This window comes from Sphingomonas sp. LR60 (assembly GCF_036855935.1).
Lineage (GTDB): Bacteria > Pseudomonadota > Alphaproteobacteria > Sphingomonadales > Sphingomonadaceae > Sphingomonas.
On sequence record NZ_JASPFK010000001.1, the window covers coordinates 1,193,488 to 1,217,134 of the forward strand.

The 23,647-nt window shown below is 65.1% G+C and carries 20 protein-coding genes; 10 read left to right on the top strand and 10 right to left on the bottom strand.

Features of this window, described 5'->3' with window-relative positions:
* The first annotated feature begins 111 nt into the window (after nt 1-111).
* A protein-coding gene (locus tag QP166_RS05505; RefSeq protein WP_333914999.1) for an IS3 family transposase occupies nt 112-1,210 on the top strand; the annotation gives its coding sequence in 2 pieces (ribosomal slippage) (nt 112-365 and nt 364-1,210; 1,101 coding nt in all).
* A gap of 112 nt (nt 1,211-1,322) precedes the next feature.
* Here the strand turns inward: QP166_RS05505 and QP166_RS05510 are convergent.
* Nucleotides 1,323-3,482 carry a putative bifunctional diguanylate cyclase/phosphodiesterase gene (locus QP166_RS05510; RefSeq protein ID WP_333915000.1) on the bottom strand — a complete coding sequence of 720 codons (2,160 nt, stop codon included), beginning with the start codon at nt 3,480-3,482 and terminating at the stop codon, nt 1,323-1,325.
* Nucleotides 3,483-4,026: 544 nt separating this feature from the next.
* Here QP166_RS05510 and QP166_RS05515 point away from each other — a divergent pair.
* Together QP166_RS05515 and QP166_RS05520 are read left to right on the top strand one after the other, a co-directional pair.
* Complete coding sequence (locus QP166_RS05515) at nt 4,027-4,740, top strand: PAS domain-containing protein (protein WP_333915001.1); 714 nt, start codon at nt 4,027-4,029, stop codon at nt 4,738-4,740.
* Nucleotides 4,741-5,014: 274 nt separating this feature from the next.
* Nucleotides 5,015-7,303, top strand: a complete 2,289-nt coding sequence (locus QP166_RS05520; protein ID WP_333917263.1) for a PAS domain S-box protein — start codon at nt 5,015-5,017, stop codon at nt 7,301-7,303.
* Between the two features lie 356 nt (nt 7,304-7,659).
* Here QP166_RS05520 and QP166_RS05525 read toward each other — a convergent pair whose 3' ends face one another.
* Complete coding sequence (locus QP166_RS05525; protein ID WP_333915002.1) at nt 7,660-8,121, bottom strand: PaaI family thioesterase; 462 nt, start codon at nt 8,119-8,121, stop codon at nt 7,660-7,662.
* The gene (locus QP166_RS05530; protein ID WP_333915003.1) at nt 8,118-8,714 is read right to left on the bottom strand and encodes a TetR/AcrR family transcriptional regulator; all 597 of its coding nucleotides are present in this window, start codon (nt 8,712-8,714) and stop codon (nt 8,118-8,120) included. The genes QP166_RS05525 and QP166_RS05530 overlap by 4 nt, the downstream gene beginning before the upstream one ends.
* Nucleotides 8,715-8,781: 67 nt before the next feature.
* Here QP166_RS05530 and QP166_RS05535 point away from each other — a divergent pair, with 67 nt between their 5' ends.
* The 3 genes from QP166_RS05535 to QP166_RS05545 are packed head-to-tail and all read left to right on the top strand — an operon-like array spanning nt 8,782 to nt 11,734.
* Nucleotides 8,782-9,582 carry an SDR family NAD(P)-dependent oxidoreductase gene (locus QP166_RS05535; protein WP_333915004.1) on the top strand — a complete coding sequence of 267 codons (801 nt, stop codon included), beginning with the start codon at nt 8,782-8,784 and terminating at the stop codon, nt 9,580-9,582.
* Between the two features lie 50 nt (nt 9,583-9,632).
* Nucleotides 9,633-10,718 carry an alkene reductase gene (locus tag QP166_RS05540; protein WP_333915005.1) on the top strand — a complete coding sequence of 362 codons (1,086 nt, stop codon included), beginning with the start codon at nt 9,633-9,635 and terminating at the stop codon, nt 10,716-10,718.
* 14 nt (nt 10,719-10,732) lie between these two features.
* Nucleotides 10,733-11,734 carry an NADP-dependent oxidoreductase gene (locus QP166_RS05545; RefSeq protein ID WP_333915006.1) on the top strand — a complete coding sequence of 334 codons (1,002 nt, stop codon included), beginning with the start codon at nt 10,733-10,735 and terminating at the stop codon, nt 11,732-11,734.
* Between the two features lie 168 nt (nt 11,735-11,902).
* Here QP166_RS05545 and QP166_RS05550 read toward each other — a convergent pair whose 3' ends face one another.
* From QP166_RS05550 to QP166_RS05565, 4 genes are read right to left on the bottom strand one after another with little or no spacing between them, the layout of a single operon-like run.
* A complete protein-coding gene (locus QP166_RS05550; RefSeq protein WP_333915007.1) occupies nt 11,903-13,906 on the bottom strand; it encodes an alpha/beta hydrolase domain-containing protein in 2,004 nt (667 codons plus the stop codon).
* A 2-nt stretch (nt 13,907-13,908) separates the two neighbouring features.
* Entirely contained in the window at nt 13,909-14,226 is a 318-nt protein-coding gene (locus QP166_RS05555) for an AtuA-related protein (protein ID WP_333915008.1), read from the bottom strand.
* A complete protein-coding gene (locus QP166_RS05560; RefSeq protein WP_333915009.1) occupies nt 14,227-15,564 on the bottom strand; it encodes an acyclic terpene utilization AtuA family protein in 1,338 nt (445 codons plus the stop codon).
* On the bottom strand, nt 15,561-16,886 hold the full coding sequence (locus QP166_RS05565) for a CitMHS family transporter (RefSeq protein WP_333915010.1): 1,326 nt from the start codon (nt 16,884-16,886) through the stop codon (nt 15,561-15,563). Before QP166_RS05565 ends, QP166_RS05560 begins: the two co-directional genes overlap by 4 nt.
* A 308-nt stretch (nt 16,887-17,194) precedes the next feature.
* Here QP166_RS05565 and QP166_RS05570 point away from each other — a divergent pair, with 308 nt between their 5' ends.
* Both QP166_RS05570 and QP166_RS05575 read left to right on the top strand, forming a co-directional pair.
* Complete coding sequence (locus QP166_RS05570) at nt 17,195-19,903, top strand: TonB-dependent receptor plug domain-containing protein (RefSeq protein WP_333915011.1); 2,709 nt, start codon at nt 17,195-17,197, stop codon at nt 19,901-19,903.
* Nucleotides 19,849-20,025 carry a hypothetical protein gene (locus QP166_RS05575; RefSeq protein WP_333915012.1) on the top strand — a complete coding sequence of 59 codons (177 nt, stop codon included), beginning with the start codon at nt 19,849-19,851 and terminating at the stop codon, nt 20,023-20,025. Before QP166_RS05570 ends, QP166_RS05575 begins: the two co-directional genes overlap by 55 nt.
* 24 nt (nt 20,026-20,049) lie before the next feature.
* On the opposite strand, the gene QP166_RS05580 is transcribed toward QP166_RS05575, so the two are convergent.
* A complete protein-coding gene (locus tag QP166_RS05580; protein ID WP_333915013.1) occupies nt 20,050-20,928 on the bottom strand; it encodes a LysR family transcriptional regulator in 879 nt (292 codons plus the stop codon).
* On the opposite strand from QP166_RS05580, the gene QP166_RS05585 reads away from it, so the two are divergent.
* The gene (locus QP166_RS05585) at nt 20,906-21,241 is read left to right on the top strand and encodes a hypothetical protein (protein WP_333915014.1); all 336 of its coding nucleotides are present in this window, start codon (nt 20,906-20,908) and stop codon (nt 21,239-21,241) included. The two genes, QP166_RS05580 and QP166_RS05585, sit on opposite strands and share 23 nt — an antisense overlap.
* A gap of 102 nt (nt 21,242-21,343) precedes the next feature.
* Nucleotides 21,344-21,745: a hemerythrin domain-containing protein gene (locus tag QP166_RS05590; RefSeq protein WP_333915015.1), complete on the top strand. Its 402-nt coding sequence runs from the start codon at nt 21,344-21,346 to the stop codon at nt 21,743-21,745.
* Nucleotides 21,746-22,034: 289 nt separating this feature from the next.
* Here the strand turns inward: QP166_RS05590 and QP166_RS05595 are convergent, their stop codons facing one another.
* Together QP166_RS05595 and QP166_RS05600 are read right to left on the bottom strand one after the other, a co-directional pair.
* Complete coding sequence (locus QP166_RS05595; RefSeq protein ID WP_333917264.1) at nt 22,035-22,316, bottom strand: DUF427 domain-containing protein; 282 nt, start codon at nt 22,314-22,316, stop codon at nt 22,035-22,037.
* Between the two features lie 184 nt (nt 22,317-22,500).
* A complete protein-coding gene (locus QP166_RS05600; protein ID WP_333915016.1) occupies nt 22,501-23,646 on the bottom strand; it encodes a DUF1501 domain-containing protein in 1,146 nt (381 codons plus the stop codon).
* Nucleotide 23,647: the final 1 nt, after the last annotated feature.

Here is a 23,647-nt window from a genome sequence, read left to right on the forward strand (position 1 = left end):
GTTGATGAAGGATGTTCAAAGTTGAGGAGCCTCTGACGTCCTCCCTGTTTTTTCATCCATGTTGAGTGAGAGTTTTCCGGTCCTTTGAAGCCTGCGGGCGAGGAGCTGGACATGAAGAAGACGAGGCATACGGACGAGCAGATCGCGTTCGCGCTGAAGCAGGCGGAGACGGGTACGTCAGTGGCGGAGGTAATCCGCCGGATGGGGATCTCCGAGCAGACATTCTACCGCTGGAAGAAGGTGTACGGCGGCCTCGGCGTAGGCGAGCTGCGGCGCCTGAAGCTGCTCGAGGAGGAGAACCGCAAGCTCAAGCAGCTGGTCGCGGACCTGAGCCTGGACAAGCATATCCTGCAGGACGTGCTGTCAAAAAGCCCTGACGCCTGGACGACGGCGCGAGCTCGTCGCGCACGTCCAGGCGTCTCATGGTGTCAGCGAGCGACGCAGTTGCCTGGCGCTGGGCGTCGACCGGTCGTCGGTGCGCTACGTGTCGCATCGGCCGGACCAGGCGCCGCTGATGCTGCGCATCCGCGATCTGGCGGCGACGCGGACGCGATACGGCTACTTCCGCATCTACATCCTGCTGCGCAGGGAGGGATGGTTCGTGAACCACAAGAGGGTCTATCGGCTTTACCGGGATGATGGACTGAGCCTTCGGCTCAAGAAGCCTCGCCGCAACGTCAGCGCTGCCAACCGCGACCGACAGCCTGCGGCTGCGGCGGCCAACGAGATGTGGTCGATGGACTTCGTCTCCGACGCGCTGTTCGACGGCCGGCGGTTGCGAGCGCTGACGGTCGTCGATGCGTTCACGCGCGAGGCGCTGGCGATTGACGTCGACCAGGGCATCAAGGGTGAGCAGGTGGTCGAGGTGATGGCGCGGATCTCGTCAACCCGCGGCGCGCCCAGGACCATTCGGGTGGACAACGGGCCGGAGTTCATCTCGAAGGCGCTCGACCGCTGGGCATACGAGAATGGCGTGACCCTGGACTTCAGCCGGCCGGGCAAGCCGACCGACAACGCCTTCGTAGAGTCGTTTAACGGCCGCCTTCGGGACGAGTGCCTGAACACGCACTGGTTCCTGTCGCTGGAGGACGCCAGAGCCAAGATCGAGGCCTGGCGGCGGGACTATAATGAGAGCCGCCCTCACACATCGCTTGGCTGGCTGACGCCGGTCGAATATGCTGCTGCCGCGGCCAAGATCGCGGCCGAATGAATGACGGAAACTCTCCTTCGACATGGATGAGAAACTGGGGGACCCTCAAAATGACGGAAACTCTCCCTTAAACTGGATGAGAAACCGGGTCCCCCTAGACCAATCCCCGGCTCTAGTTATGACTGCTAGAGCTCTGGGGAGCTCGTTCGGTGGACGCGATAAGTGCCCTTGTTTTGTCTGCGGGCATGGGCCGGCCGAAGAAATAGCCTTGCGCGTTGCCACAGTTCCGCGCGAGCAAATACGCCGCCTGCTCAGCTGTCTCCACTCCTTCCGCGACAACCGCGATGCCGAGTTGATTTGCAAGCCCGAGCACCGCGTTGACGATGGCCGCGTCACCAGGTTCCGTCAGAAGGCCTGCGACGAAGCTTCGATCGATCTTGATGACGTCGACGGGATATTCCCGCAGGTGTTTGAGCGACGCGTAGCCGGTGCCAAAATCGTCCAGCGCGACTGTGACCCCGGCGCTGTGGAAGGCACCCAACGTATCCCCGACGCCCTCCGCCCCGCGGCCGAGGAAAACCGTTTCCGTGACCTCCAGCTCAAGCAACCCGGCGGGAAGGTCGTGGCGGTGTAACTGACCCATGATGCGGTCGAAGAGATCGTCGCGGCGGAACTCCGCGGGGGACAAATTTAATGCTACGGGCCTGAGCGTCAGCCCTTCGTCCCGCCAGCGTACGAGGTCTGCGCAAATTCGTTGCAGCATCCGATCGCCAAGCGACGTGGCCGTCGTGAGATCGTCAAATGCCGCCGCAATCGTGTCAGGGCCCTGGATACCCAATGTGTCATGGCGCCATCGTAGCAGCGCCTCAAACCCCGAAAGGGCGCCATCACTCAGCCTGACCTTTGGCTGATAGAAGGGTACAAGGCGATCATCTCGCGCAATCATGCGGGCGACTGAGAGCATCGATGTGCGGCGCTGCATGCTGGCACGCATTTCTGGACGGAAGCGGGAGAGTTCGCCGCGGGCGCTCGCTTTACCGGCGTATAGCGCTAAGTCGGCTGTCTTAAGTAGATCATGCGCCCCTCGCGCGTCTCTAGGGAAGGAGGCGCTACCCGCCGTCGCCTGACAGTCGAGCGTTAGGGATTCTTCCACGACAGGCTCGCGCAGCAAGCGAAGTGCAGATCGCAGGCGATGCTCCGTCGACTTCTCCGACGAAGCCTCCAAGATCGCAGCGAACTCGTCTCCGCCCAGGCGCGCCACGACCACATCGTCGCCCAAGACGAAAACAAGCCGTTCGGCGACGGTGCGCAGCAGTAGGTCGCCGGCATCGTGCCCAGCAGTGTCGTTGGTCTCCTTAAGATGGTCGACGTCGAATAATGCGAGCGTCAGCATTGCTGCATCCGACCGATCCGCTCGCGCGATCGCGTCCTCAAGCAGCCGGTTGAAGGCGGCGCGGTTGACCAATCCGGTGAGCGGATCGTGTTCAGCCGCCCAGCGGATCCGTCGCTCGGCAGTGAGTTGCTCGGTAACGTCGCGGACAGTTACCAGAACGCGTTCGATCCGGCCATTTGCCGACTTGACCCGCCAGCCACTCGTCTGCATCCAACGTAGCGCACCGTCATCTGCCCGGTTGATGCGTACCGTCAGTTCGAAGCGCGGCTCGATGTCACCATCGCTGATGGAGTCGACGAGTTGCCGTAGCAACGGACGATCCTCCGGAACGACCAGCGCAAGGGCGGTGGCGGGCTCAGCTGGTACCTCTGGCGCAAGGCCGAGCATCGCGCGAAAAACGTCCGACCAGAGACGAGTGCCACGCAGCGCGTCATAGTCCCAGATGCCAAGGCCCGCCGCCTCCGCGGCCAGTCGGAAACGCTCCTCGCTCGCGAACAACTCGGTTTCGACGCGCTTCCTGTCGTCAATATCTTCCAGCGTGCCGAACCAGGCCACTGCCGATCCGTTGCGATCGAGGCGTGGTGATGCAAACGAGCGAAACCAGCGATAGCCGCTTGACGTACGCAGGCGATAATCGACGTCGACCGACGACGCTGTTTCAAGCGCCACGCGCCACGCGCACATCGTCGGCTCGACGTCTTCCGTGTGCAGCGCGTCAAGCCAGCCGCTATCGAGCGCCTTGGCGACTGCGATGCCTGTGACTTCTGTCCAACGAGCGCTGACGGTGCGGATGGCACCGGATTTGTCTGCGCTCCAGCTAATATGCTGCGCCATCTCCACGCTTGTTCGATAGTGATCGGCTTCGCTCTGTGCGGCGGCCAGCGCGCGTAGGAGCAATTGAGGCTCATCAAGTGGCTTGGAGGCAACAACTTGCTTCATACCAGTTTTAAGCCTGCCAACCTCGCCTATTCGTCAGAACACCACACGAATCGCTGCATAAACCTATGCATAGCAACGTCTTAAGCGTCGTTAGCGCAAGCCCTATCACTCACAAAAAAAGGCAAAAATGCTAGACATAGGTCTAGCTGCGCTAAGAAGTGCCGCGATCAAAATCGCTCGGGATGGTTCCCGTAAGCCGCTTGGGGCAAGGACACTTGCGAAGTTCGACTTCAGCGGACCGCGGCTCGTTGAGTATCCGGATGTGGGTCGTAACCGCCTATTGGACCCACCACCCGGGTACGACCTAAGCGTAGCGCAACGGCACAACTAGTGAGCTTGATTGTGGCGATTCCACCGCCCCGGATCGATGCTGCCACGCACAACGTGGCTGACCAAAATCAGCGCTTTCCATCCCGCGGCTTCTCGTCGAGGCAATCTCGCGTTACCAATCGCCAATGGGAAGGCCGAGATTAGCATCGAAGGGCATGCCTTCGCCGTGGAAGTCAAATAGCGGACGAGCGCTTTGACTTTCATTGAACTTCTTATGACCGGCGGTGACACCGGCAGCCTGATCGCGGCCCGTGATTGGGCTGGCACGCAGATAGGTCCGACTTGCGACTGGCCGGAGCCATTGCGCACCTCTTTGCTGACCTGCCTTCGTGCTCCGACCGTCGGGGCGGTGCTTTGGGGACCAGACCATCTCCTCCTGTACAATGACGCCTATGCCGACGTGCTGGCTGATCGACACCCGACGGCGCTTGGGCGACCGCTGCTTGAGGTGTTCGCAGAGGTTGCGAATGTGCTCGGTCCCCAACTTGAAGAGGCGTACCGGTCCGGACGCGGTTTCCTGACTGTCGATCAGACCCTTTCCCTCCATCGCGCGGGCATGTCCGAAGAGACGCAATGGACCTATAGTTTCGCGCCAATTCGCGGCGCGGACGGGCATGTTGCCGGGCTTTCCAATAGTGCGATCGAGACGAGCGCCCGCGCCCGCGGTGATCGCGCGCGCGACGCTGCGGAACGACGGATGACGGCGGCGACCAGCGCGTCCGGCTTGTCCGCCGACTTCCGCGCCCTCTTCGAAGCGTCGCCGACGCCCCTGGTCGTGGTGGCCCCGCCGGATTGGACCATCGTTGCCGCAAACGACGCCAGACTTCAGGTCACGGGCATCACGCGGGAAGCGCAGATCGGCCGACGCCTGTTCGACCTTTTCCCGACGACCCTGGAGATCCGCAGGCGGATGGCGTCAGTAATCTAACCGCGTCCTTCGAGCGCGTCGTTGCCACGGGATCGGCGGACGTGATGGCGGTGCAGCGTTATTCGGTACGAGGACCGGACGGTCGCTTCGCCGAACGGTGGTGGACGCCGGTCAATACACCGGTGCTCGGTCCTGACGGTACGGTGGCGCTCATCATCCACCGGGTCGAGGATGTGACCGAGCTCGTCCGCCTGCGCGGCGATGCCGAAGCGCGTGACCAGCTCGCCCGCGACCAGCAGGCCCTGATCCAGCGGCTTCGCGTATCGGAAGCGGCATTGCGCACCAGCGAAGAGTTCAACCGGCGGATTCTGGCAAGCTCCCTGATTGCATCAAGGTGCTCGACCTTGATGGCCGGGTGGAGTTCATGTCGGACGGCGGCTTTGGCGTCATGGAAGTGGAGGCGTTCGATATGCTCCGCCACCAGCACTGGCCCGAACTCTGGCCGGAAGCGGAGCGGCACAAGGTCATCACCGCGATCCAGATCGCCCAATCAGGCGCCACCGGCCGTTTCCAAGGCTTCGCCCCCACCATGAAGGGGAACCCGCGCTGGTGGGACGTGGTGGTGACCGCGATCAACGGGGCCGATCTCCGGCCCGAGAAGCTATTGTCCGTTTCTCGCGACATCACGACCGGTCGGGCCGCCGAGGAGCAACTGCGGGAAAGCGAGGCACGCTTTCGTCTGATGGCCGATGCCGTGCCGCAGATCGTCTGGATAACGGATGCCGGTGGGCATACCGAATTCTTCAACAAACAATGGTCGAACTACACGGGCGCCGCCTACGAACCGACCACGGCCGGGCAGATCGCCCACTCGTTCATCCATCCTGATGATGCCGGTGCCACGATGGCGGCATTCGACAAGGCTCGTGCTACCGGCACCAACTTCGACGTCGAGCATCGCATCCGTTCGGCGGCGGGCGAGTATCGCTGGTTCCTCGTACGGGGCGAACCATATTACGATCAGGACGGTGCCATCATCCGGTGGTTCGGCGCATCGGTCGACATTCATGACCGCAAGCTTGCTGAGGACCGGTTGCGGGAGCTGAACGACACGCTGGAACAGCAGGTCGCTGCGCGCTCGGCCGAACGCGATCGTCTGTGGAACCTGTCGGAGGACATGCTCGCCCGCGCCGATTACCAGGGCAGGATGTCCGCGGCGAGCCCGGCCTGGAGTAACGTCGTCGGCTGGAGCGAAGAGGAATTGCTGCGTCGGGGCTATGCCGAGTTCATGCATCCCGACGACGCCGCGGCCACGCTGGCGGCGATCGAACGTATCGCGGCGACACGGACATCGGCGCGGTTCGAGAACCGCATCGCCACGGTCGACGGCGGGTGGAAGCCGATCGAGTGGACCGTCGTCCCCGAGGCCGACGGCGTCAATTTCATCGCGGTCGGACGCGACCTGAGTAATGCCAAGGCGCGGGAGGCCGAGCTGGCGGCCGCACAGGAGGCGTTGCGGCAAAGCCAGAAGATGGAGGCGATGGGCAGCCTCACCGGCGGTGTCGCGCATGATTTCAACAATCTGCTGACCCCCATCATCGGCTCGCTCGACATGCTCCACCGCAAGGGCGTGGGCAGCGAGCGCGAGCGGCGCCTGATCGATGGCGCACTGCAATCGGCCGAACGCGCCAAGACGCTGGTGCAACGCCTCCTGGCCTTTGCGCGCCGACAGCCGCTCCAGGCCGTCGCGGTCGATGTGGCGCAACTGGTGAGCGGCATGACCGACCTGATAGGCTCAACACTGGGGCCCGCGATCGACCTGCGTGTGGCGATCGATCCGGGCCTTGCTCCCGCCCGCGCCGATCCGAACCAGGTCGAGATGGCGCTGCTCAACCTCGCGGTGAACGCCCGCGACGCGATGCCGGACGGGGGCGAGCTTCGCATCGCTGTAGGGCGGGCCAATGTACGGGAGCCTGATCGGACCGGACTGCCCCGCGGACATTATGTTCGTCTTGCCGTCACCGACACAGGTAGCGGCATGGATGCCGAAACTCTGAGCCGCGCGATCGAACCGTTCTTCTCAACCAAGGGCATTGGGAAAGGCACGGGGCTTGGGCTCTCAATGGTGCACGGTCTGGCTGCGCAACTTGGTGGTGGATTGACCATCACGAGCGCGCCGGATCGGGGCACCACCGTCGAGCTTTGGCTGCCGATCAGCACGGTTGCAGCCGAAGGCGAAAGCCCTGCGCCTGAGCCAACCGTTGGACCCAAGCACCTTGGCACGGCGCTGCTTGTGGACGACGAGGATCTCGTTCGTATGACGACGGCCGACATGCTGTCGGACCTGGGCTATACGGTGGTGGAGGCAGGCTCGGCGGAACAGGCGCTGCGACTGGTAGGCGAGGGGTTGTACCCCGATCTCCTTGTGACCGATCACCTGATGCCGGGGATGAACGGGGCAATGCTGGCGCGCACATTACATGAACGCCGACCGGACTTGCCGGTGCTGATCGTGTCCGGTTACGCCGAAGCCGATGGGATGCGGTCCGACATTGCCCGCCTCACCAAGCCATTCCGCCAGACAGAACTGGCAGCCAGCCTTTCTGCCCTCACGGGGTCATGATCGCACATTCGAGCGCAACCTCGCGTCGTACGCCATCGTAATCCGCAGGTTAGTGAGCCGCTTACTTTTTCGCAGAGGCATGATGGCGGCTCATTCGGATGGATTAACGAACGACCGCCTCTGGCAAGCAGTAGAAGGGCTCTGAACGTACATAAGCGGGCGGGTCTTGGCGAAGACGGCTTCCGCCACAAACGGCAGCGCGTCTGCGCCGATGCACAGTCGCCCGTGTGCACGGATCCTTTTCGTCGAGATGAACGGATCACCGGAATCGGGGGCTAAGGGTCTGTCTCGAACGGCCGGATTTGGGTCTTTGTAACGTGATAGCCAACTGACTGGTTTGAGGGACGTTCGCGATATCAGCTTGCAGGAGGCTCAAGCGGGATGATCAACAGCGTCGAGGTCGCAGAAGCGCAAAGGCGTCCCTGCGCATCGACCAGCCGTGCTTCTGAGAAGCCGACGCGGCGCCCCAGGGAGACGACCTTGCCCTCGGCACGGACCGGTCCGCTCGCATCCGTCAGGGCGCGGTGATACGCTATCTTGAGTTCGAGCGTGGTGTAGCCATTGCCTGCTGGAAGGCTCGAATGGACAGCGCAGCCGCACGCGCTGTCGAGCAACGTCGCGGCATAGCCGCCATGCACCGATCCGATCGGGTTATAGACCTTGCGTGAGGGCGATCCTTCGAACACGACGCGGCCTCGCTCGAGCTCGACCAAGGCGAATTCCAGCGTCTCGCCGATCGGCGGATGACGGTTGGCCGCCATCAGTGCGGCGAGCTGGTCATGGCCGTCGAGATCGGCGTGATCGGTCAACACGTTCATGCGCGGGCATCCTCTTCCTGATCTGTGGTGACGCGAGCCTGCGTCGTGGCAATCCATGCGCGGGTGGCGTGGAGCAATTCGTCTGACAATGCGGGGTTGTCGACCGCGCGGGACAACACTACGGCGCCGACCATCGCCGCCCAGCGGCCAATCGCGGCTTGGCGTCGTTCGGCGTCGTCGTCGCCGGGCAATGCCGCCGCGAACCGCTCGATATGCCGGTTCAGGCCGTGCGCCATGGCGCCGCGCGCTTCCTGTGTCTGATGCCGCATCAATCCGGCAAGGCTCGCCATCGGACACCCCTGGTCGGGATTTTCGCGATGCAACGGCGACAGATACGCGTCGGTCCAGGCATCGATGTCTGCCATCGCCGATGCTTCGCCCCCAAGCGTGTCAGCGACCGTCGCGGCGATCAGGTCGCCCTTCGACGCGAAATGGCCATAAAAACCGCCATGCGTCTGTCCCGCCGCCTTCATCACGTCGGCGACCGTCACGTCGGCGAAGCCACGCGCGCGGAACAGGCGGCTCGCTTCCCGCAGGATGCGAGCCCGATTCTCTACCATCTGCTCGCGGCTAACCTTCACAAGAATCTCCATCGCCCATTTCCGTTTGATGATAGCCATCACATTTAGCAATCATGACGCCTATCATCAATATAGGCTTTTGCGCCGAAAGGACAATCCGATTACCATCCCAACCGTTCTTATCACCGGCGCTTCCACTGGAATTGGCGCGACCTATGCCGATCGCTTCGCACGGCGCGGCCACGATCTGGTTCTTGTCGCGCGCGATGCCGCACGGCTCGATGCGCTGGCCACCCGGCTGAAGAACGAGACGGGCGTCGCGATCGACGTCCTGCCCGCTGATCTGACCCATCGCGACCAGCTTGCCACAGTCGAGACGCGTCTGCGTGAAGACGACCGGATCGGCACGCTCATCAACAATGCCGGGGCCGGCCTTGTCGGCAGCTTCGTCGATCAATCGACCGATGCGGTGGAGGATCTGATCGCCCTCAACACCCTTTCGGTCGCGCGTCTGGCAAGCGCGGTCGCGCCGCGCCTAGCCAAACGCGGGGAGGGCGCGATCGTCAACATCGGTTCGGTGGTCGGACTGGCGCCCGAGCTGGGCATGACCGTCTACGGCGCGACCAAGGCGTTCGTGCTGTTCCTGTCGCAGGGGCTGGCCATCGAACTGGGGCCGAAGGGCGTCTACGTTCAGGCGGTCCTCCCCGCCGCCACGCGGACAGAATTGTGGGGCCGTGCGGGCGCGGATGAAGCGACCCTGCCGCCGATGATGGATGTGAACGCGTTGGTCGATGCCGCGCTCGCCGGCTTCGATGGGCGGGAAGGTGTGACGATCCCGCCGTTGCACGATGCCGACCTTTGGCAGGCATTCCACGGCGCGCGGCAGGCAATGCTGCCTGGCTTCGGCGCGATTGAGCCCGCTCCGCGTTACACCGCCTGATCATCCGCCCCTCGTTCTTTGCGCCTCGCGCTTTGCGAAAGACCTTTGACATGTCCGAAGCCACGCTCTTCTCGTCTTACGACCTAGGTCCCCTAACGCTGGCCAATCGCCTCGTCATGGCACCGCTCACCCGCAACCGCGCCGCGCCGGGTCTGCTCCCCAGCGAACATGCCGCGGAATATTACGCACAGCGTGCCAGTGCCGGGCTGATCATCACCGAGGCGACGCAAGTCTCGCGCCAGGCGCAAGGGTATCAGGATACGCCCGGCCTCTACACGCCCGAGCAGGTCGCGGCGTGGCGCGTCGTTACCGACGCCGTCCACGCCAAAAGCGGCCGTATCTTCGCGCAGCTCTGGCATGTCGGACGGGTCAGCCATGTCGACCTGCACGATGGTGCGGCGCCGGTCGCCCCATCGGCGATCCCGGCGGGCACCAAGACCTTCGTCAACAACGGGTTCGTCGACACCTCGCCGCCGCGCGCGCTGGAGGCCGACGAAATTCCGGGCATCGTCGACAGCTTCCGGAACGCCGCGGCCAATGCGATCTCGGCCGGGTTCGACGGGGTCGAGGTCCATGGCGCCAACGGCTATCTGCTCGACCAGTTCTTGCGCGAAAGTGCCAATACCCGCACCGACGCTTATGGCGGGTCGATCGAGAACCGCGCCCGCTTGCTGATCGACGTCACCGCAGCGGTCGCAGGCGAAATCGGTGCGGACCGGACCGGCGTGCGCATATCCCCAGTGTCGCCCGCCGGCGGCATCGTGCCGGCCGACGACGAACAGCCGCTGTTCAACCATGTCGTCGAACAGCTTGACGCACTGCGCATCGTTTATCTGCATGTCGTCGAGGGAGCCACGGGCGGACCGCGCGACGCCAAGCCGTTCGATTATGCCGCGCTTCGCCAGCGTTTCGGCCGCACCTTCCTCGCCAACAACGGCTTCGATCTGGCGTTGGCCGAACAGGAGCTGGCGGCCGGCAAGGCCGACCTGTTCGCCTTCGGTCGCGCCTTCATCGCCAACCCCGATCTGGTCGAGCGGCTGAAGACCGGCGCCAGCCTCAACGCGCTCGACCCCGACACGCTCTACGGCGGCGGGGCCAAGGGCTATACCGACTATCCGACGCTTGCCGACGCCTGAGCAGGAGGAGCAAGATGAAAGCCTATGTCCTGGACAGATATGGCAAGGGTCGGACGCTGCGCCTTGGCGACGTGCCCGATCCGGCGCCGCCGCCGGACGAAGTGCTGATCGCGATCCATGCGACCGCGATCAACCAGTTGGACGGCAAGATCCGGGACGGCGCGTTCAAGCCGATCCTGCCTTACAAGCCGCCGGTCGTGCTGGGTCACGATCTGGCCGGCACGGTGCTGGCGGTCGGCGCCGGGGTGCGCGGCTTCGCGGTGGGGGATGAGGTCTATGCCCGCCCCCGGGACGGCCGGATTGGCACGTTTGCGGAACGGATCGCGGTTCATGCCGCCGATGTCGCGCTGAAGCCTGCCAGTCTTTCGATGGCAGAGGCGGCGTCTGTGCCGCTCGTCGGCCTGACCGTCTGGCAGGCGCTGGTCGAAACGGCACAGCTGAAGCGAGGGCAGAAGATCCTGATCCACGCCGGCTCGGGTGGCGTCGGGACGCTTGCGATCCAGCTCGCCAAGCATCTCGGCGCGACCGTGGCGACGACCGCGAGCGCCGGTAACGTCGATCTCGTCCGCAGCCTCGGCGCGGACGTGGTGATCGATTACAAGACACAGGACTTTTCCGAACTGCTGTCGGGGTATGACGTCGTTCTGAACAGCCTTGACGGGAAGACGCTGGAACAGTCGCTGAAGGTGCTGAAACCCGGCGGCAAGCTGATCTCGATCTCGGGCCCGCCCGACCCGGCGTTCGCCGAGGCCCAGGGGCTGAATATCGTCCTGCGTACAGTGCTGCGCTTGCTCAGCGCCGGCATCCGGCGCAAGGCGCAGCGCGCCAAGTTGAAGTACGCCTTCCTGTTCATGCGGGCTGACGGGGGGCAACTTGGCGAGTTGACCAAGCTGTTCGAGGCTGGTGTGCTCCGCCCGGTCATCGATCGCCAATTTTCGTTCGGTTCGCTGAACGATGCCATCGCCTATGTCGACAGCGGTCGTGCCAAGGGCAAGGTCGTGGTAAACGTCGCTTGATTCGTCGGGTGCAGGGAGCACCGGACATAATACCACGCTAGAACGGGTGGATGGCGACACGGCCCCGGTCGTGTGCGGGCGATGGCATCCGCGCAACCTACGTAAGAAAAGACGAGCGTCTGACCGGGCGTTCTGCCTGTTTAGGCTAACGAAACGGGGGCAAGGACCTCAGCGAAGGACTTCGCTCGCCTCCGCTTCGGCGATCAACCTGCTCGCATCGGCGGCGAGCAACCAACCCGCCGCGACCTGCTGCGCGGTGACGGCTTTGACGCGCGCAACGAAGCCTGCGTGATCGCGGTAGCGCGCTTCCAGCGAAGGTCGCGGATCGCCGGTGGCGCGTCGCTCTGCTTCAGTACGAGCGAAGGGGATGAACCCGCCGAAGAAGCCGCATCCGCCCCCGCGTCCAAAACCGGCAGCGGACTCGTTCCAGCCGGTGTAGGTGCCCAGCGGTACCAGCAACTGCACCGAGGGCACGCCGGACGTCTCGTTCCCATCCTTGTCGACACGCGGGACGAGCGACGGGATCGTCTGGCGGATCGCTGGCGGCTGTCGGTCGAGCACGCCCGACAGGTCGCGATAGTTGAAGCCCCGGCCGAAATCATAGTCGAGGAAGTCATTGAATTTCCCGTCGGGGGTCGGAGCGGCCGGGATCGCCGGCCAGCCGATCGAGCGTGCGGTGGGTGCCACGAGATCGCCCGCAGCGATCGTCGGATAGCGGCTGGGAGGTGGAGCCGTGTCGTTGCTCACCCACGCGGCAAGTGCCTGAAGCAGCGCGCGCCTTGTATCGGTCGACGGGTTGGGATTGCCCGGAAGGGTGCAATTGGGCGTTCCCGGATACCGCTTGTCGCCCTTCGGCGAAAAGCCGCCGAAGTACGAGCCGCCGTGCGTGACGCTGGGGAAGTAATAGCGCCGCACCTCGGCGGGCAGTGGCAGGTCCGCACGGGCATCCGTGCCGACCAGATTGGGCGACATGCGCAGCCCCCAGAACTCCGCCGAGCCGAACGTCTCGATGATCTTCGGACAGGTCGCAGTCGCCCGGCAGCGGTCAAGCAGGCTGGCGGTGCCGCGCCCGCGGCGGCGGTCGTCGTAGCGGCTCCACCATAACGGCCCCTCGCTACCCGGCTCGTAGAGCCCGGCGGCGCCACCGGGCACGCCGAAGCGGATGTTGAGCGGCACCTGTCGCGCGGCAATGTTCGGGTTTGCGCCGTCGAACAATCGGCGGTCGTCCTCGGTGCGGTTGAAGCCGAGGCTGATGAAGCTGCGCACGAAATTGCCCGATTGCGACGTGCCGGTCATGATCGACCAGCGGATGCGGTGGGCGAGCGGGTTCGCCGTTCCGTCATCGTCGGCCGTGCCGTAGCGAAGGAAGGTGTTGAGGTCGCGCACCGCCGCGAAGCCGAGCCCGAGCACCTTGGGGTCCTTGCCCTGATAGACCAGCGTATAGGCCTGCGCCGGATCGAAGCCGCTCCGCAGGCACAGGCGTGTCGGATCGGGCGTGCCCGGGAAGGGCGTCGTACGGCAATCGGCGAACGCCCAGTCGCCTGCATCGATGTCGACGGGTGCGGCCGTGTCGCTATCCTGCCGGAACAACCGCGCTTGGCGGGTGTCGAGCAAGACCGGCAGGGGGCGCGGCGTCGGGCGACCGATCCCGCCGGTGATCGCGATCGTCGTCGCGCCCGCCGGCATGTCGGTAAAGCGTTGAAGCACCGGCGCGGTGAGCGGCCGACCGTCCGGTCCGCGCGCGACCGGTACCTGCAAGCGCTGCGCGTCCGGGGCATCGATGTCGCCCTGCCAGCCGCTGATGACGCGGACATGGCCGTCCGGGTCGGCCACTACCGTGCCGTTACCGCGGTTGGGCACGTCGTACATCAGGAAGCCGCTGGTGCCATCCGCGTCGACCGGCATCGCCAGCGCGAAGGTGGCGGTATAGGCGACACGCCCGTTCGGGCGGCGCGGGGCCGCCGCAAGATCGGTGATGATGCGGTTGTGCGCGTCACGCGGATCGACCTCGCCCTCGTAATGCCCGCGCAGGATCCGGTAGGCGGGCGCGCCGGAGCGCACGGGCGCCGCCTCTTGCGTCGACTCCACCACGAAGCGGGTGAGGCGTGCCGGCGCTGCGGTAGAGAACGTGAGGAGCAGCGAAGCGCCGAGCAGCAGGGAGGTTCTGGTCATCGTCATCGTCCGTCTTCGCCGCCTAGCGGCAGGTCCAGAAGTTGTGCGCCCAGCGTCTTTCCATGGGCATCAAGCGCCAGCGAGCGTGTGACCCCGCCGCTCAACGCGCCCTCGAGCACGAAATTGAGCGCGCCGATCGCGGGCAGTTCGTAGCGGTGTGCGCTGTTGACCGTGAGGCCGGCGAGGTGGCGCAGCACGCGTGCGACCGTGACCTCGCGCACGAGCAGCTCGAAGTCGGCCGAATCGTAGGCGATCACGGAGATCTGCGAGATGTCACCCTTGTCGCCGGTGCGCAGATGCGCGATGTCGCCGAGCTGCATTCAGACCTCCACGATGACGACACGCGGGCTCACCGCGTCGGCGGGGATCAGCGCGGACGCGACCGCGACGACCGGGCGCACGCTGCGCGTCACCCCGCCACCGCCGAACGGGCCGTTGGTGTAGAGCGCCTCCACCTCCGCACCGACGCGGCGGGCGAGTTCCGCGGTGGCGGTGCGGACGCAGACCCGCGCGCGGACTTCGCGCGGCGGCTGACCGCGTCCGGTCCGGTCGACGGCGTCGATGCCCATCAGGTCGAAGCGCGCATCGTCGAGCGGGACACCGATCATCGCCAGCCGCTCGCGCACCACTTCGATCGCGAGCTCGGCGCGGGGCAGGGCGCCCGGCCCGGCGTAGGAAATCTGTCCCTCGCCGATGAAGCCATCGTCATAGCCGATCGATACCTTGAGCGTTTCGGGCCGTGGGCCGCCGCCGCCGCCGCTGAACGCGACGCGGTCGGGCGCTTCCTCGTGCAGCCGCACCGTGCGCAGATCGGCGATCACGTCGGCCTGGTAATAAGCCGAGGGGTCGAGGATTTCGTAGAGCAATTGCTCCTTGCACGCCGCGAGCGAGAGATGCCCGCCCGATCCCGCAACCTTGGTGAAAACTGCGCTGGCGTCGCTCTTCACCTCGGCCAGCGGGAAGCCGAGCCGCGCGAGCCCCGGCACAGTCTTGCGCCCGGCGTCGGCGAAATAGCCTCCCGTCAACTGGCCGGCGCATTCGAGCAGATGACCGATGATCGTGGCGCGCCCGATCAGCGAGGGATCGTCGAGCGACCAGCCGAAGGCGTGGACCAGCGGTCCGACGAACAGCGCCGGGTCTCCGACGCGGCCGGTGATGACGACATCGGCCCCCTGCGCCAGTCCTTCCGCGATCGGCCCGGCGCCGAGATAGGCGTTGGCGGATACGATCGCGGCGAGGTCCGCTGTCGTTCCCGCACGGTCGATCAGCGGCAGCGGCGTGGCGGTGACGACGTCCAGTACGTCGTCGCCGAGCACGGCGGCGATCTTCAGCGAGCTGAGCCCGAGTTCCCGCGCCAAGGCAGCGACGGCTTCGGCTGCGCCCAGCGGGTTCGCGGCCCCGGCGTTGGTGACGATGCGCACGCCGCGCGCGCACGCCACGGGAAGCACCCGGCGCATCCGTTCGAGCAGCATCGGGTCGAACCCCGCCGACGGGTTGGAGCGTCGCTCGTTCTGCGCCAGCGCGATGGTGCGCTCCGCAAGGCATTCGAAGACGAGGAAGTCCAGCTCCCCCTTCTCGACCAGCTCCACCGCCGGTTCGATCCGGTCGCCGGCGAAGCCCGCGCCGGCGCCGATGCGGATCGTGCGCTGCCCGGTCACAGCGGCAACACGCCGAACAGCACGGCGGCGATCACCATGACGAGGCTGGCGGCGAACAGCCACGGAATGGCAAAGCGCTGGTGCGCGCCGAGTTCGATCCCGCTGAGTCCTGCGACGAGGAAGGTGGCGGGGGTGAGCGGGCTGACCGGAAAGCCGGTGGTCATCTGCCCGAGCAGCGCGGCTTGCCCGACGCTGATCGCGGGCGTCCCGAAGCTTTCTGCGACGCGCGCAATCACCGGCAGCACGCCGAAGTAGAAGGAGTCCGGGTCGAACACGAGGCTGAGCGGCATCGCCAGCACGCCGACGAGCACCGGCAGCCGCGATCCCAGCGCTTCGGGAATGCGGAGCGCGGCGGTATCCGCCATCGCGCCGATCATCCCCGATCCGGTCATGATGCCGGTAAAGGCGCCCGCCGCCAGCAGGATGCCCGCCATCAGCAGCGCGGCGCGCGCGTGCGCGTCGATGCGCGCGCGCTGCTGTGCGGCATCGGGATAGTTGACGAGCAACGCCACCGCCGTGCCGACCATGAAGACGACGACCGGCTCCATGATCCCGGCGATCATGACCCCGACCACGACCAGCGTTAGCGCGACGTTGAAGGGCAGGAGGCGCGGGCGACGTAGGGACAGAGCGTCGGCCTCATCGCGATGCCCTTGTTCGGGAGACGCGTCGCGGGTTGACGCGCCGGACGCGCTGGGCAGCGCGATCCCGCTCGCCAGCCGCCGCTCCTCCGCACGCCCGAGCCACCAGGCGGCGGCGAAGACAAAGGCTAAGCCGACGAACTGCACGCCGATCATCGGGGTGAAAAGGGTCGTCACCGGCACCTTGAGCGCGGCGGCCGCGCGCAGTGTCGGGCCGGTCCATGGCAGGAAGTTGACACCCGCCGCCATCGATGCGGTGCAGGCGAGCACGCGCCGGTCCATGCCGAGGCGGTCGTACAGCGGCCGGAGCGCCGGAATGGTGACGAGGAAGCATACCGCCCCCGACCCGTCGAGATGGATCAGCAACGCCAGCAGCGCGGTGCCGACTGCGATCCGCGTCGGCTTTTCGCCAACGAGCCGCAGCACCAGCGAGACGAGCGGCGCCAACAGGCCGACGTCGGTCATGATCCCGAAGAATAGGATCGCGAAGACGAACATGCCCGCGACCGGCGCGATCTTCGCGATGCCCGCGACGATATAGCCGGGCACCGCTGCACCCAGCCCGACGAGCAACGCGGCGACCACCGGAACGAGGATCAGCGCCGACAAGGGTGACGTGCGGTTCGACAGGATGAGCGCCAACAGCGATACGATCGCCAAGGCGCCGATGAGTGCGAGCATGATCCTCCCCCGCTCGGTCGTTCGCCGAACCTCGCCACCATGCAACCGACGTTGCTATCCAACAATGACAATTAGTGAATAGACCCATGCGTAATGCTGATAGGTTGGACGAAGTCGTCGGTCATGCGCGTTACGCATAGGTCGATAGCAAAATTCTATTTTTTATCTTGTCTGCCGCCCCGCATGAAGAGGGCGAACTCGGCAGGTAGCCGGGTCGGAGAGGATCTGGAACGGTGATCGACGGCGGACTACGCCGCCGTCCGCTCTCGCCCTCCGCCCGGCGCCGAAAGCCAGAGGGAGGGGATAATATGAGCTTCATTCCGCGTACACGCCGTTACCTGTTGGCCATGTCCGCGCTCGGAACGCTGCCGGGTGCGCTGATCGTTGCGACACCGGCGATGGCGCAGACGAGCGGCCCGACCAGCTCGGCACCGGCCGGGCAACTGCCCGGCAGCGCGCCGGTGAGCGAGGCGGATGCGGCGACCGCGGGTGACGCACCGACCAGCGACATCGTCGTCACCGGATCGTATCTGAACGTCCGTCAGGAGGATCGTGCGTCCCCGGTGCTGTCGATCACCGCCGAGGATCTCAATCGTACCGGCGTCGGCTCGCTGGCCGATATCACGCGCTTCATCCCGCAGAACGTCGGGAGCGCGGGCGGTATCCAGGATCTCGCCAAGGGCGGCGGTGCGGACTCGCGCGATACGCGATCGGCCAATCTGCGCGGGCTGGGTGCGGGGGCGACGCTAGTCCTGCTCAACGGCCGACGTGTCGTGCCAGCGGATGGCTTCGTCAATCTCAACAGCTTGACGCCGGAGATCGCGATCGAGCGGTTGGAGACAGTGCTCGACGGAGCGTCATCGACCTATGGTGCCGACGCGGTGGCGGGCGTGTTCAACGTCATCACCAACATCCGTTTCAACGGCGTAAAACTGTCCGCGCAGGGCACCCACATCAAGGACTCGCCCGCATTCAACGTCCAGGCGATGTTCGGGATCGGCGACGACCGGTTCCACAGCGTGACTTCCGCCGAATATCGCTATCAGGACAATCTGCAGAACGCCGAGCGCGCGATCACCAACTTCTTCAACCCGTCGTCCGGCGCGGGCGCCAATCCAGGCAGTTACATCCTCTACTCCCGCCCGCGCACCGCGAACGGCGGCGACGTCGTCATCGGCGGCAACAATTATTCGCAGCTTTACGACCGGTTCCGCAACACCGCCGGCACTGTCAGCGTGGTGGATCCCGATTGCGGTTCGGCGGCGTCGCAGAGCCGCTACGTCCCCGCGGCGAACAGTCCGGGGTTTGGGCTTGGTGCGTGCCAGTTCAGCTTTCAGGCGCAAAATCCCATCCGCCCGGAGGCCAAGAGCTACCTGATCCACAACGATACGACCTATGAACTGGCCCCCGGTCACACGTTGTTCGCGGAAATCGGAATCTATCATCAGGACTCGAACCGCTTCAGCGTGCCGTCCTATGCGCAGAACCGCATCGGCGCGCGGCCGCCGATCGTGCCCGCCGCCAATCCCTATAATCCATTCGGCGTCGACGTCGCCTTCGTCGGCCGCGCGATCGGCTCGGCCGGCTTCCCCGATTATCAATATCGGCTGATTCAGGACAAGGTCGACCAGCGCCAGTTCGTGCTGGGCGCGCGGGGCCGGATCGGCGGCGGCTGGCGCTACACCGCCAATGCCACCTATTCGCGCGCCGACGTGCAATCGACCGACCGCGACACCGACCTGACGCTGTTCCAGGCGGCGCTGAACGGCTTTGGCGGACCCAATTGCAATTACCGCTACAGCGGGCCGGGAGCGGGCGCGGTCGCGGGGCAGGGCAATTGCCTGTACTATTCGCCGTTCGCGAAGGACACCGCGGGCCTCGATCCGTCGCTGATCTTCAACCTTCAGAGCAACGTCGTGAGCAACGCCAAGATCGAATATGCGATCGGCGAGGCGGTGGTGAACGGACCGCTGGCAACGATCAACGGTCGCTCGATCGATGTCGCGGTGGGCGTGCAATATCGCAAGGAAAAGCTGTCGAACAGCTATTCGGACCTGCTGACGAGCGGCTTTGCCGGCTTCCTGGGCCCCAACCGCAACACCGCGTTCCAGCGTGACGTGAAGAGCGTGTTCGCCGAAGCCAATTACGAGGTGATCGACGGGCTGAACATCAACGCCGCCGCGCGTTATGAGGATTACGGCAACTTCAATACCGTCGCGCCGAAGATCGCGGCGAACTGGCGCATCATTCCGCAGATCGCGATCCGCGTCTCGGCGAGCAAGGCATTCCAGGCGCCCTCGATCCAGAATTCGGCGGCGGTGCTGATCAACACCAACGTCGTCAACATCATCGATCCGCTCGACCGGTCGACGACGTTCCGGTCGGTCCAGACGTATGGCAATCCCGACCTGCAACCGCAAAAGGCCGACGTCTTCAACATCGGCACCACATTGCTGCCGTTCGAGGGGCTGCGGATTTCGGTCGATTACTGGAAGTACAAGTACAAGAACCAGATCCAGCTTCAGAACGGGCAGGCGGTGATCAACGCCGCGCCGAACGGACCCAATGTGCTGCGCGACCAGACCACCGGAGCGGCGCAGACGATCATCGTCCAGTCCTACAACGCGCCGAGCGGTACCGGCACCTCGGGCATCGACGTCGCGGGATCATACAGCTTCGATATCGGCGCGGCGCGCCTGTCGATCCGCGACAACCTAAGCTATCTGGCGACCTATGACGTCGATACTGGGACGGTCGTCTATGACGGCGTCGGCTATCGCAACAACTTCCAGACCTCGCCGCTCACCTCGGCAGCCGCGCCCGCTGGCGCAATCTGGCGAGCCTCGATGCGTCGATCGAACAGATCTTCGTCTCTGGCACCTGGCGCTACGTTTCGGGAGTGCGCGACGATTATCAGGCGGTGGTCGGCGCGAACGTCACCGATCGGATCGGCGCATGGTCGGTGTTCGATTTCCAGGCCGGGCTGCAATTCGGCGCCGATCGGCAATTCGAGCTGACCGCCGGAATGATCAACGCCTTCAACAAGACGCCGCCGGCCGCGAAATACACCGGCTATCTCTCGACGCTCGGCGATCCATACGGACGTCAAACCTATGTCCGGGTCGGCGCGAAGTTCTGACCCGAGACGGCGGCCGCTGGCTGGTCAGCGCGCCGCCGCGTGCGCAAGGAAGTGTCGGCGGAACGCCTCCGCCGCAGGAGGGAGAGTGCGACCGAGAGGATAGGCCAGCCCGATCGTCCGCTCTACGCTGGGATTGGTCAGCGGGCGTTCGGCGATCGTGCCCCGGTGCAACATGCCCAGCGTCGAGCGCGGCAGCGCGGTGATGCCGAGCCCCGCCTCGATCAGTGCACCGACGGTGGCCAGTTGCGTGCAGTCGTACAGCCCGCGCACCGCGACATCGGCCTTGATCATCGCCGCGTCGGTGAGTTCGCGGACGCTGCTGCGCGGCGCCATCGCGATGAACGGATGCTCGGCGAAGATCGACCAGCGTGCCGGCTTGCCGGTGTCGAGCGGGCTTCCGGCCGCGACGACCAGCACCATCGCGTCCTGCATCAAAGCGTCGAAGTGAAACTCGCCTTCGTCGGGCGGGGTGGTGACGGCAAGGTCGATCTGCCGCTCCTGCATCTGCTGGTACAAGGCGCCGGACAGATAATCGCGCAGCACGACGTCGACCTGCGGATGGCTGACACGGAACGACGCGATCGCCGCCGGAAGCGATCCCGCCGCGACCGACGGCAGTGCGCCGATCACCACCCGGCCGCGCTCGCCGGTCAGGCTCTGCGCAAGTTCCGAGAAGGCGTGATCGAAGTCGGCGGTCAGGCGCTCGACGATCGGCAGCAACGCCTCTCCGGCTGCCGTCAGGCGCACGTTGCGGCTGTCGCGATCGAACAGGCGCGCGCCGAGTTGCTCTTCCAGCATCCGGATCGTGCGGCTGAGCGCCGGTTGCGAGACGTTGGCGACACGGCCGGTTTCGCTGAAGCTGCGATGATAGGCGACCATCATGAACAACCGCAGGCTCGTCATGCTGGGATTGCGTCGCATGCAACGGGACATGCGTGGCGGCTGGCGTCACGTCAACGAGAGATCAACGGCGGCGCACCTGCTGAAGCCCAACTCCGTGCGGCAGCTCGCGTCGATGTCGTTCCCCTGCCAGCGTCCAGGCATCGGCAGGCTGCGCCGGTTTCAGATACGGCCTTTTCAGTGTTCGGCCTTGGTCCCTTCAGTCAGGTTCCAGCGGCTGAGCAGCAGCGGCATCGTCAATCCGTGCGCAGAGATCGAGAATGCCACCACACCGAAGGTGATCACGGTGATCTCGCCGCGTTCGGTGACACCTTAGCCAGAGGTCGTAGTCTCCGGCAGGTAATTCAGCCGCGACACAATGCATTAACGTTTAACGGACAGTCAACCAGCCACGTTGTGAGATCAAGTGGGTGAGCTAATGAAAGCGGTTCATTGTGCCGAGCATCGGCGAATGCGTGAGCTCGCTTCTACCATCCTTGCCGTTGCATCAGGGCGAAGGCCATCCGAGTCTGGCGAGCTGGCTCAGCTCCGCCTGAGCTTCGCTCGGTTGGTGAATGCGCATTGCAACGAAGAAGGCAGGACGATCCGAGAGGCCATCCGTGCCGGGCTTGTGTGTGCGACTACGGCCGCGACCTTTCAACGTGAGCTGCAACGTTGGCGCGCCGCGCTGGCGTCTTTGAACAGCGATTGGCCAGGCTCGCGCGCAGACCGCGACCCACGCGGCTTCGCATCAGCCTTCAAAAGCCTGGCTGACGACCTTGGTCGCTACATCGAATTGGAGGAAAGCCAGATCCTGGACAAGATCCCGGACGTTAGCTGAACGTCTTCGTCTGCACTTCCGAACAAGAACTGCAAGGGCGGCCTCGAACCGAAACAGCTATACCAACACCGCCAGCGGTGCTCCGCCGCGTCATCGATCGGATGGCAACGTTGACAGAGGGCAGTGCGATTGGAGCGCGCCCCGTTCAAGCGTCGATCGGCCGCGGGTTATGCGGGCGGGCGTCGAGCACGGCATCGACATGAACGAGCGGTGGAAATGGGGAGCAACCAGGATGCTCTGAACGACCGATTGTGGGTCTCGGGAGGCGCAGTGCCGACGGTCGTTCCGGCTAGCCTACCGTCACGCCCTTCCAAAATGCTATGCGACCGCGGATCTCTTCGGCCGCTGCTTTGGGCTCGGGATAGTACCACGCAGCGTCAGGGTTCTCGGCACCGCCCACGTGCAGGTTGTAATAGTGGGCCGTCCCCTTCCAAGGGCAGATGGTTGTCGTGCTGCTTGGCTGGAGGACTGCCGCGTCAACGCTGTCGGCGGGAAAGTAGTGGTTGCCTTCCACGATCACGGTATCGTCGCTCCGTGCGATCACTGACTCGTTCCATCGAGCTTCGACCACGTCCATTCTCCTAACATTGATGCGATAGGTCGGACTGCGCCTGTCTTTCGTCAAGCGGCAACAACCCTTTGATTGAACGTCGGGTTCTAGGAAGCGCGCTGGTTGCCGCAAACGGTCGCTTGTGGGCCATCTTGGCTTGGCCGCATCCAATCCGTCCGGTGGTTCGGAAAATCGAGACCAGGCGTCAGCTCATAACAAGCCCCGTGATCGGTCGGTCGCGCGTTGCCTGCGCGAATAGCTTCTGCCCGACGCGCGTCGGATCCAACGCCAGCCCCTCGGCAGCGGCACCCGCGATCAGCGCATCGAGCGCGGTTGTCGGGCGGAGGTCGCGGGCCTCGTAAAGCTTGGAGGCGGCAAGGCCGGGCCAATCCGTGATGATACGCCCACCCTGGACTGCGCCGCCGAGCAGCATAGCGACTGATCCGGTACCGTGATCGGTCCCACCGGTGCCGTTGACCGCGGCGGTGCGCCCGAACTCGGTCGCGACCAGTACGGTCGTCGTCGCCCAGGCTGGTCCAAGCCCGTCGCGCAACGCCGCGAGCATCGCGTCGAGGTTTCTGAGTTGGTTGGCCAGCCGCCCGCTCTGCGCATTGTGCGTGTCCCAACCCAAGGTTTCGAGCATCGCGATCCGTGGACCGGCGGGCTTGGTCAGGAAACCCGCGGTGAGCCGGCCGAGGCTCGCGGGGTCCTGCTTGGCGCCGACGCCTGTCGCGAGCCCCTTCGTCTCGAGCGCCGCCGCCCAGATGGGATCGAGCTGCGGGTCGGCGTCGTAGAGCGCGGTGACGCGCGTCATCAGGTCGTCCGCAGCATTCGGCAACGCGGAAGGGGCATAGGAGGCGACCGGGACCGGTCCGCGCAACGCCGCGGGCACCGTAGGCGCGATCGCGATCGCCTCGTCCTGCGTGTGCGGCTGCATCGCAACCAGCCGGTTGAGCCAGCCATCGCGCACCACATAGGGCTGTGTGCCACCGGTCTCGAGCACGTTCTGGCCATCGAAATGGGATCGGTCACGATAGGGCGAGGCGACCGCGTGCACGAACAGCGCCTGGTGCGCGGCGTACATCCTGGCGACCTCGACCAGCGCAGGATGCAGGCTGAACATCGCATCAAGCTTCGTCCCGGGAGCTTCGCCGATCAGCCCGCTGCGGAGCGCTGCGAAGGCGGGGTCACCCAGCGGGCGAAGGATGTCCAGACCATCGGCGGCGCCACGCTGGATGATGAAGACGAAGCGGCGCTCGGTCGCGACGGTCGCAAGCGCCAGGCCGGGGGCGACGAACAGCGCGCCGGAGCCGAGCGCGGCGGCGCAGAGGAACTGACGGCGGGCGATCATC

Excerpts from the sequence above, each read along its gene's own strand:
- QP166_RS05510 (WP_333915000.1), bottom strand. The coding sequence starts at position 3,482 with ATGAAGCAAGTTGTTGCCTCCAAGCCACTTGATGAGCCTCAATTGCTC.
- QP166_RS05555 (WP_333915008.1), bottom strand. The coding sequence starts at position 14,226 with ATGCAGCTCGGCGACATCGCGCATCTGCGCACCGGCGACAAGGGTGAC.
- QP166_RS05590 (WP_333915015.1), top strand. The coding sequence starts at position 21,344 with ATGAAAGCGGTTCATTGTGCCGAGCATCGGCGAATGCGTGAGCTCGCT.
- QP166_RS05565 (WP_333915010.1), bottom strand. The coding sequence starts at position 16,886 with ATGCTCGCACTCATCGGCGCCTTGGCGATCGTATCGCTGTTGGCGCTC.
- QP166_RS05525 (WP_333915002.1), bottom strand. The coding sequence starts at position 8,121 with ATGAACGTGTTGACCGATCACGCCGATCTCGACGGCCATGACCAGCTC.
- QP166_RS05600 (WP_333915016.1), bottom strand. The coding sequence starts at position 23,646 with ATGATCGCCCGCCGTCAGTTCCTCTGCGCCGCCGCGCTCGGCTCCGGC.
- QP166_RS05570 (WP_333915011.1), top strand. The coding sequence starts at position 17,195 with ATGAGCTTCATTCCGCGTACACGCCGTTACCTGTTGGCCATGTCCGCG.
- QP166_RS05585 (WP_333915014.1), top strand. The coding sequence starts at position 20,906 with ATGAACAACCGCAGGCTCGTCATGCTGGGATTGCGTCGCATGCAACGG.
- QP166_RS05540 (WP_333915005.1), top strand. The coding sequence starts at position 9,633 with ATGTCCGAAGCCACGCTCTTCTCGTCTTACGACCTAGGTCCCCTAACG.
- QP166_RS05545 (WP_333915006.1), top strand. The coding sequence starts at position 10,733 with ATGAAAGCCTATGTCCTGGACAGATATGGCAAGGGTCGGACGCTGCGC.
- QP166_RS05515 (WP_333915001.1), top strand. The coding sequence starts at position 4,027 with ATGACCGGCGGTGACACCGGCAGCCTGATCGCGGCCCGTGATTGGGCT.
- QP166_RS05530 (WP_333915003.1), bottom strand. The coding sequence starts at position 8,714 with ATGGAGATTCTTGTGAAGGTTAGCCGCGAGCAGATGGTAGAGAATCGG.
- QP166_RS05550 (WP_333915007.1), bottom strand. The coding sequence starts at position 13,906 with ATGACCAGAACCTCCCTGCTGCTCGGCGCTTCGCTGCTCCTCACGTTC.
- QP166_RS05580 (WP_333915013.1), bottom strand. The coding sequence starts at position 20,928 with ATGACGAGCCTGCGGTTGTTCATGATGGTCGCCTATCATCGCAGCTTC.